Annotated in this window: 7 protein-coding genes; 5 read left to right on the top strand and 2 right to left on the bottom strand. The window is 47.5% G+C overall.

Annotated features, from left to right (window positions below):
- The first annotated feature begins 44 nt into the window (after nt 1–44).
- Both FHQ23_RS04665 and nadE read left to right on the top strand, forming a co-directional pair.
- Nucleotides 45–1,169 carry a nicotinate phosphoribosyltransferase gene (locus tag FHQ23_RS04665; RefSeq protein ID WP_139613276.1) on the top strand — a complete coding sequence of 375 codons (1,125 nt, stop codon included), beginning with the start codon at nt 45–47 and terminating at the stop codon, nt 1,167–1,169.
- A gap of 1 nt (nt 1,170) precedes the next feature.
- Complete coding sequence (gene nadE, locus FHQ23_RS04660; protein ID WP_139613275.1) at nt 1,171–1,911, top strand: NAD(+) synthase; 741 nt, start codon at nt 1,171–1,173, stop codon at nt 1,909–1,911.
- Nucleotides 1,912–2,025: 114 nt separating this feature from the next.
- Here the strand turns inward: nadE and FHQ23_RS04655 are convergent, their stop codons facing one another.
- Both FHQ23_RS04655 and FHQ23_RS04650 read right to left on the bottom strand, forming a co-directional pair.
- Complete coding sequence (locus tag FHQ23_RS04655) at nt 2,026–2,592, bottom strand: acetate uptake transporter (RefSeq protein ID WP_139613274.1); 567 nt, start codon at nt 2,590–2,592, stop codon at nt 2,026–2,028.
- A gap of 105 nt (nt 2,593–2,697) precedes the next feature.
- On the bottom strand, nt 2,698–3,597 hold the full coding sequence (locus tag FHQ23_RS04650; protein WP_139613273.1) for a DMT family transporter: 900 nt from the start codon (nt 3,595–3,597) through the stop codon (nt 2,698–2,700).
- Nucleotides 3,598–3,829: 232 nt separating this feature from the next.
- Here FHQ23_RS04650 and FHQ23_RS04645 point away from each other — a divergent pair, with 232 nt between their 5' ends.
- From FHQ23_RS04645 to FHQ23_RS04635, 3 genes are read left to right on the top strand one after another with little or no spacing between them, the layout of a single operon-like run.
- A complete protein-coding gene (locus tag FHQ23_RS04645) occupies nt 3,830–6,283 on the top strand; it encodes a DmsA/YnfE/YnfF family dimethyl sulfoxide reductase (protein WP_139613272.1) in 2,454 nt (817 codons plus the stop codon).
- A complete protein-coding gene (locus FHQ23_RS04640) occupies nt 6,283–6,903 on the top strand; it encodes a DMSO/selenate family reductase complex B subunit (protein WP_139613271.1) in 621 nt (206 codons plus the stop codon). Before FHQ23_RS04645 ends, FHQ23_RS04640 begins: the two co-directional genes overlap by 1 nt.
- Before the next feature lies 1 nt (nt 6,904).
- Entirely contained in the window at nt 6,905–7,828 is a 924-nt protein-coding gene (locus FHQ23_RS04635) for a DmsC/YnfH family molybdoenzyme membrane anchor subunit (RefSeq protein ID WP_139613270.1), read from the top strand.
- The last annotated feature ends 148 nt before the right edge of the window (nt 7,829–7,976 follow it).

The raw sequence follows: 7,976 nt of genomic DNA, 5'->3' as shown, positions 1-7,976 counted from the left end.
TTTTGTAGCATATACTTTTTATTTTGATTGAGTTGAGAACCGTAATGTGTGAAAAAGAATTTGAGCTGAAACAAAAAGGGAAGTTGGCGAGGCTGACAAACCGCACTTTTAAGTTTGATCCGCGGATTAAAGATGGTTGGTTTTCAGCGGTTTATTTCTTGAAAACCAGCAAAATTGTCGCAAATCGTATCCCCCGACAAACCGTGAGTATGCAATTTTTTCAAAAAAATGAAGCGATTGTGTGCGGCATGGATGAAGCGATTGCACTGCTGCATACTTTTGCCGCTTATCCGCAAAACCTTAAAATCTGGGCGTTGAATGATGGCGATAAAATCTCACCATTTGAAACCGTGTTGATGGTGGAAGGCTATTATGAGGATTTTGGCTATCTGGAAGGCATCATCGATGGGATTTTAGCACGACGCACATCGGTGGCAACACACGTTTATAACGTGGTGCAGGCGGCAAGTGGTAAGCAAGTGATCTTTATGGGTGATCGCGATGACCATTTTTCACAGCAAGCTGGTGACGGCTATGCCGCTTATATTGGCGGCATGAGTGCGCAGGCAACCTATGCAATGAATGAATGGTGGGGCAGTGACGGTGTCGGCACGATGCCACATGCGCTGATTCAGTTGTTCAACGGTAACTTAATTCAGGCGTGCGAAGCCTATTTGGCAACGTTTCCTGAAGATAATTTGGTTGCGCTGGTGGACTATAATAATGATGTGATTGAAGATTCACTCAAGGTGGCGCGCCATTTCGGTAACAAATTATATGGTGTGCGGGTGGACACTTCTGCCAATATGGTGGATCAATATTTCCTGAGAAATCAACATGAGTTCGGACAATACGATTTGCGCGGCACCAATCCGCGCTTAATTAAATTGTTGCGTCGCCATCTGGATGCCGAAGGGTTTCAGCATGTAAAAATTATCGTCAGTGGTGGCTTTGACTCGACAAAAATCCGTTTATTTGAGCAACTGGAAACACCAGTTGACTCCTACGGTGTTGGCTCTAATTTGCTGAAAGTGAATATTGGCTTTACCGGTGATTGTGTTCGCTTAAACGGCAAAGAGCAAGCCAAACAAGGGCGGCGCTACCAGTTTAACCCGCGTTTACAGCCAGTGCGATACGCCGCTGAACAACATGCTGAACGAGAGGAATAATATGACGTTGCAACAATATGCAGATTATTTAGTAGAGTGGTTGGAGCAGCAACGCCATTTTTATGGTGCGAAAGGCTATGTGATCGGCATTAGTGGCGGCATAGATTCGGCAGTAGGGGTGAATTTATTGATGAAAACCGGTGCGCCGGTTCAGGGGTTGATTTTACCGTCGGATACGACTTCTGCCCAAGATATTGCCGATGCTTATGCGGTTGCAAAAAGTGCGGGTTGTACGGTGATTGAAGCTTCTATTAGTCCTAGTTACCGCACTTTTATGCAAAGTATGCAGCCACTGTTCCGTGATGATGCCGAGCGGCAGAATGTGATTGCCGGCAATGTGCAGGCACGGTTACGCATGATAACCCTGTATGCAGCGGCGCAAAATCAACAGGCAATCGTGGTCGGCACTGATAATGCGGCAGAATGGCATACCGGTTATTTCACTAAGTATGGTGATGGCGGCGTTGATGTTGTGCCGTTGGTGCAATTGCGCAAAGAACAGGTGTTTGAATTAGGGCGGTTGCTTGGTGTGCCGCAGGCGGTGTTAGACAAAGCACCGAGTGCCGGGTTGTGGCAGGGGCAAACTGATGAAGATGAAATGGGCGTCAGTTATGCAGAAATTGATGCTTTTTTGCGTGGCGAAACGGTATCTGTACCGGCACAAAAACAGATTGATTTTTGGCACAACCGCTCTCATCACAAACGTATGCTAGCACCAGCACCGCAGAAAATGGTTGAATAGCAAATATTAACAGACTCTAGAATATACGATTGATATGATGAAAGTAGCAACTGTTTGAAACACCGTTGCTACTTTGCCTCATCAAATCTTATCAAATAATTTTTGTAAACTAGATTATTTTTTCTCACCGATTGGCAATACTGTTCTGCCGTAAGATTCGTTGATCACTTCTGCAGCAGCTAAATAGAATGCGCAAAGTGCGGTGATCAATCCCAAGTAGCCGCCAACATTGACAATGGTGTGGTTAGCAGTGGCGTCGCCGATTGCCAAAGCGTAGAAAGTCAGGGTCAGGAAGAAGAAAATCGCTTGCAGTGCACGTGGTTTGGCAAGGGTGGCGATAAACATCATCAGAGTGAACGTGCCCCAAGCGGCTAAATACCATGCAACGAATGTTGCAGGTGTTTCCCCTTTGAAAAAGGCAACGAACAAGCCCCAGGACCACCAGAATGCGCCGTAGCTGATAAATGCGGTGAAGCCGAAAGTGTTGCCTTTTTTAAACTCCATAATCCCGGCAATGGCTTGCGCGGTGCCGCCGAAGGCAAATGCCATAGCAATCACCAAACCGAGTGATTGAGTATCAAAAAAGCCACCGTTGATTAAGCACAATAACCAAGTGGTCAAGGCAAAACCGCATAAGCCTAATGGGCCCGGATTGGCATAACTATTTGTGGTATTAGACATAAATATTCCTCAGATTAAATAAAAAATGTTGCTAAAAAACGGGCGTTAGTATGAATGATTTTAGCATTAAAATAAATACTCAGCGGCTTGGAATATGACCATTTTTTAGACTTTAGTCGCAAAACCATTGATAAAAATGCCAAAAACCACAATCAATAAACCGGCGAACGCCAAGCCACTCGGCATTGGGTCGCTTAACAACAATACGCCGCCAAGCAGGGTGAACAAGATTTCACCGGCTTGGGTGGCTTCAATCACCGCCAACTGTTTCATATTGTGTTTCACCAATTCGGTTGCTTTGAAAAACAGCAGTGTGGCAATGACGCCGGAAAACAGTGCTACCATAAAGGATAGGCTTACTTGGCTAACAGGCGGTAAACCACTGTTGACACCGGCAATCGTCATGCAAATCAGCCAAAATGGCATAGAACACAACACCATACCATAAACCCGCTGTTGTGTGGTCAGGCTGTTGCCGACCAAAACCATCATTTTACGGTTGCCGAGCGGATAAGCAAAGGCGGCGAGCAGAATCAACAGCAGCGGATACAGGCTCTCACGCAGCGACAGCGTGCGTAGATTGTCAATTTGCAGCAGGATAATTCCCAACACAATCAGGCAGGAAAAAAACAGGTTTCTCAGCGGAATGGCTTGCCCAAACAGTGGTGTCAGCAAAATACCGGCGATGATGGTAATCTGCCATGAACTGGCGACGAGCCAAGACGAGGCATAATCCGCCGAGAGTGTCAGCGGCAGATAAAATAAGCCGAAACCAACCGTTGACCACAATAACCACGCAATCGGTGCCTGCCGAATTGCACGGTAAACCGCACTTCGTTTTATCCGCATTCCCAATAGCAGATACAGCATCGGCAGCATAAACACAAAGCGCAGTGCCGCCGACCACCACGCATCGCCTCCAGACAGCGACATACTGCGATTGAGCACAAAAGTGGCGGCAAAAAATAATGAAGAAAACAATCCGAGTAAAATAGCGTTGTTCATAATAATGATATGTTGGTTGATCTGATTGCGGATTCTAACAGAAATTTATTGCGAATCGTTATATAAATAAATGCATATTGATTTATCAATAGGTTGTGATAAAAAATCTTAAGATCTTGTGATTTAGTGTAGTGACTATTCTCATTTGATATTAATCAATTTTAGTTAGATAAAATCCTCTATTATTCCCCTCGGTTATTTTTGATTTTTTTATTTTGTGGGGAGAGATTTTATGGAGAAAAATTCCAAAAACGATCCGGGTTTTGCGACCAGTCGTCGCAGTTTGCTCAAAGGCGGTGCAGCTTTAAGTGGGATCGCCTTGGCTGCAAGTGCGGTGCCAATGCCGGTGTCAGCAGGCGGGCGAGACACAGTGACGGTTGGTAGTAAAGCGGAAGAGAAACTGGTTTGGAGCGCTTGTACGGTAAATTGCCACAGCCGCTGTCCATTGCGGATGCATGTGCAAGACGGTGTGATCAAGTATGTGGAAACCGATAATCTGGGTGATGATGTTTACGGTGATTTTCATCAAGTGCGGGCTTGCGCGCGTGGGCGTTCAATGCGCCGTCGGGTGTACAATCCTGATCGCTTGAAATACCCGATGAAACGGGTTGGCAAGCGTGGCGAGGGCAAATTTAAGCGCATTTCGTGGGACGAAGCTTTTACGGAAATTGCCGCTAATCTGCAACGGATCATCGCTGAACATGGCAATGAAAGCCTCTATCTGCCGTTTGCCACTGGCACGCTGGGAGCGACGGTTGCTGCTTCATACCCACCGCCGAGAAGTATTTCCAGCCGCTTTATGAACAGTATCGGCGGCTGTTTGGGACATCACGGCACTTACAGCTATTCGCAAATCTTTGAAGCGATTCCGTTTATGTACGGCAGCAACGCTGGCAACAGCCCGACCGATATTGAAAATTCTAAATTAGTGGTCTATTTCGGCAATAATCCGGCAGAAACTCGGATGAGCGGCGGTGGAGTGACCTATTTGGTACAACAGGCGATGGAGCGTTCCAAAGCACGCATGATTATGGTCGATCCGCGTTATAACGACACTGCCTCAGGACGCGAAGGCGAGTGGGTGCCGATTCGTCCTGGCACGGATGCGGCGTTTGTTGAGGGCATGGCTTATGTGATGATCAGCGAAAATTTAGTTGATCAAGCATTTTTGGATACCTACTGCGTCGGCTACGATGAAAAAACCTTGCCGGCTTCAGCCAAGCCGAATGCGCACTACAAAGCTTATATCTTGGGTGAAGGCGATGATCAAACCGCCAAAACGCCGGAATGGGCAGCAAAAATCACTGCGATTCCAAAAGAAACAATCATCCGTTTAGCACGTGAAATTGCCACCACCAAACCAGCGTATATCTGCCAAGGTTGGGGGCCGCAGCGCCATGCCAATGGTGAACAGGCGGCACGGGCAATTGCAATGTTGGCGTGTTTGACCGGTAATGTGGGGATCAATGGCGGCAACAGTGGTTCGCGTGAAGGATTTTACAGTATTCCGTTTGTGCGTTTGCCGGTCGGCGAAAATCCGATCAAAGCTAAAATTCCGATCTTTATGTGGACTGATGCAGTGGTGCGCGGCGCAGAAATGACCGCGTTGAAAGACGGCTTAAAAGGTGCGGAAAAACTGAATCAACCGATTAAGTTTATTTTGAACTATGCCGGAAACTGTATTGTCAACCAACATTCCGACATCAACCGCACTTTAGATATTTTGAGTGACGAAAGCAAATGCGAAATGCTGGTGGTGATCGACAACCATATGACCTCAACCGCCAAATGTGCCGATATTCTGCTGCCAGACTGCACCACCTCCGAGCAGGCGGATTTTTGCATGGATGGCTCAGCGGGCAATATGGGGTATGTGATTTTTGCCGATCAAGCGATCGAACCACAATTTGAGTGCAGACCAGTGTATGACATTCTGGCGGGTATTGCGGAAAAAATGGGCAAAAAAGAGGCATTTACCGAAGGTCGTAGCCAAGAAGAATGGTTGCGCCATCTGTATCAACTAACTCAAGAGAAAAATCCGTTGTTCCAAGACATCAGTTTTGAAGAATTTCGACAACGCGGCATCATCAAACAACAAGATCCGGCTGGGCATATGGTGGCGTTCAAAAAATTCCGCCAAGATCCAGTGGCGAATCCGCTGACTACGCCGTCGGGCAAAATAGAGGTCTATTCTGAACGTTTGGCGAAAATCGCCGACACTTGGGAGCTGCCGGAGGGCGATATTATCAGCCCGTTGCCGATTTATGCCCCCGCGGTGGAAGGTTTTGATGATCCATTAACAGAGAAATATCCGTTGCAGCTGGTTGGCTTCCATTTTAAATCACGAGTGCATTCCACTTACGCTAATGTTGATGTATTGGATCAGGCCTCGCTGCAATCGTTGTGGATCAACCCGATTGATGCGGAAAAACGTGGAATCAAACATAACGAAATGGTACGTATCTTCAATGATCGGGGTGAAACTCGGGTGATGGCGAATGTGACGCCACGGATTTTACCGGGCGTGATTGCGATGGGGGAAGGAACGTGGTACACGCCGGACGGACAACGGATCGATCAAAACGGCAGCTTTAACGTGTTGACCACTCAGCGTCCGTCGCCACTCTCGAAAGGCAATCCGCAACATACCAATTTGGTTGAAGTCGCCCGTGTGGGAGGTGAATAATGACGGCAAAACAATATGGATTTTATATCGATTCGCAGCGCTGCACCGGCTGCAAAACCTGTGAACTGGCGTGCAAAGACTACAAAGATTTAACCCCGGATGTCAGTTTCCGCCGTATTTACGAATATTGCGGCGGCGGTTGGAAGCAAGAGGGCGAGGCGTGGACGCAAGATGTGTTCTCGTACTACCTCTCGATTTCGTGTAATCATTGTGCCGATCCGGCGTGTGCCAAAGTGTGTCCGAGCGGTGCCATGCACAAACGGGAAGACGGCTTTGTAGTAGTTGATCAAGATGTGTGTATCGGCTGTAAATATTGCAGCATGGCGTGTCCATACGGTGCGCCGCAATACGACGCAAGCAAAGGGCGCATGAACAAATGCGACGGCTGTTTTGAACGGGTTGAAGTGGGCAAAAAGCCGATGTGTGTCGAGTCTTGTCCGCTGCGAGCGTTGGATCTGCTGCCGATGGATGAGCTGAAAGCCAAATATGGGGAGCTGAAAGATGTGGCGCCTTTGCCGCCGTCGCACTACACGCAACCGAATATCGCACTGCGCTTGAATCACAATGCGAAACCGAGCGACGATCGCAGCGGTTTCTTAGCCAATCCGAAGGAGGTGTAAAATGGGAATGGGATTACACGAATGGCCTCTGGTGTTTTTCACCGTGTTGGCACAAAGTGCGGTTGGCGCATTTTGGGTGTTCATGCTGTTATTGTTAACAGAAAAAAGCGAGCGTGCCGCAACACGCACACATTATGTGATGACGGTGTTGTGGGGCTTGATGGCGATTGGCTTTATTTTTTCAACCCTGCACCTAGGCTCACCCCAGCGTGCCTTTAATGCCCTGAATCGTATCGGTGCTTCCGGCTTAAGCAACGAAATCGCCGCCGGTTCGGCGTTCTTTGCACTCGGTGCAGGCTACTGGGCGTTGGCGACCGCACGCTTATTACCGCAAGCATGGCAAAAACTGCCACTACTTGGTTTTGTAGTGCGCTTGTTATCGGGTATTTCTGCTAAACTACCGTCAATTTGGCGTCCGTTAGCACTGATTGTGGTTAGTATAGTCGGTGCAGCGTTTATCTATGCGATGTCTAAGCTGTATATGATCCCGACCGTGCCGACTTGGAACTCAGCGTTTACACCGCTTTCATTCCTGCTGACCGCACTTTTGGGTGGCTCAACCTTGGCATTGGCACTGCTAAACAGTGTCAAAGCGGCTGAACGCCTGAATGGTTTGTTGTTAACGATTGCATGGCTGGCGTTTATTGCAGCAGTTATCGTGACTTATCAGCAATACAATTATTTAGCCGGCATCAGCAGTGCGATTCACCACGCATTGGATCTGGTGCCGTCATTCGTGCCGGTGATGATCACCCGCTTTGTATTAATCGCAATCGGCTTATTGTTACTGACTGTCGGTGTGAAAAAAGCCAATACCGCACTTCCGCTTATCGGCGTGCTCCTGATTATCGCTGCGGAATTGCTGGCGAGAATTATTTTCTACGGCTTGCATATGACCGTCGGCATGGCAGCTTTAGGATATTGATTTACTCTTTACTCAATAACAGACCGCACTTTGAGTTGAAAATCAAAGTGCGGTTTTTTCGAGTTAAACTAGGGTCTGTTGATTTTTGTTTATAATTTGAGCTATAGACTATTTTTCGCCACTCTTTTGTTTTGCAAATAAATAAGGC

This window comes from Testudinibacter crocodili (assembly GCF_006228025.1).
Lineage (GTDB): Bacteria > Pseudomonadota > Gammaproteobacteria > Enterobacterales > Pasteurellaceae > Chelonobacter.
This window is presented reverse-complemented; position numbering and strand designations above follow the sequence as displayed.

Excerpts from the sequence above, each read along its gene's own strand:
- nadE (WP_139613275.1), top strand. The coding sequence starts at position 1,171 with ATGACGTTGCAACAATATGCAGATTATTTAGTAGAGTGGTTGGAGCAG.
- FHQ23_RS04650 (WP_139613273.1), bottom strand. The coding sequence starts at position 3,597 with ATGAACAACGCTATTTTACTCGGATTGTTTTCTTCATTATTTTTTGCC.
- FHQ23_RS04635 (WP_139613270.1), top strand. The coding sequence starts at position 6,905 with ATGGGAATGGGATTACACGAATGGCCTCTGGTGTTTTTCACCGTGTTG.
- FHQ23_RS04665 (WP_139613276.1), top strand. The coding sequence starts at position 45 with ATGTGTGAAAAAGAATTTGAGCTGAAACAAAAAGGGAAGTTGGCGAGG.
- FHQ23_RS04645 (WP_139613272.1), top strand. The coding sequence starts at position 3,830 with ATGGAGAAAAATTCCAAAAACGATCCGGGTTTTGCGACCAGTCGTCGC.
- FHQ23_RS04640 (WP_139613271.1), top strand. The coding sequence starts at position 6,283 with ATGACGGCAAAACAATATGGATTTTATATCGATTCGCAGCGCTGCACC.
- FHQ23_RS04655 (WP_139613274.1), bottom strand. The coding sequence starts at position 2,592 with ATGTCTAATACCACAAATAGTTATGCCAATCCGGGCCCATTAGGCTTA.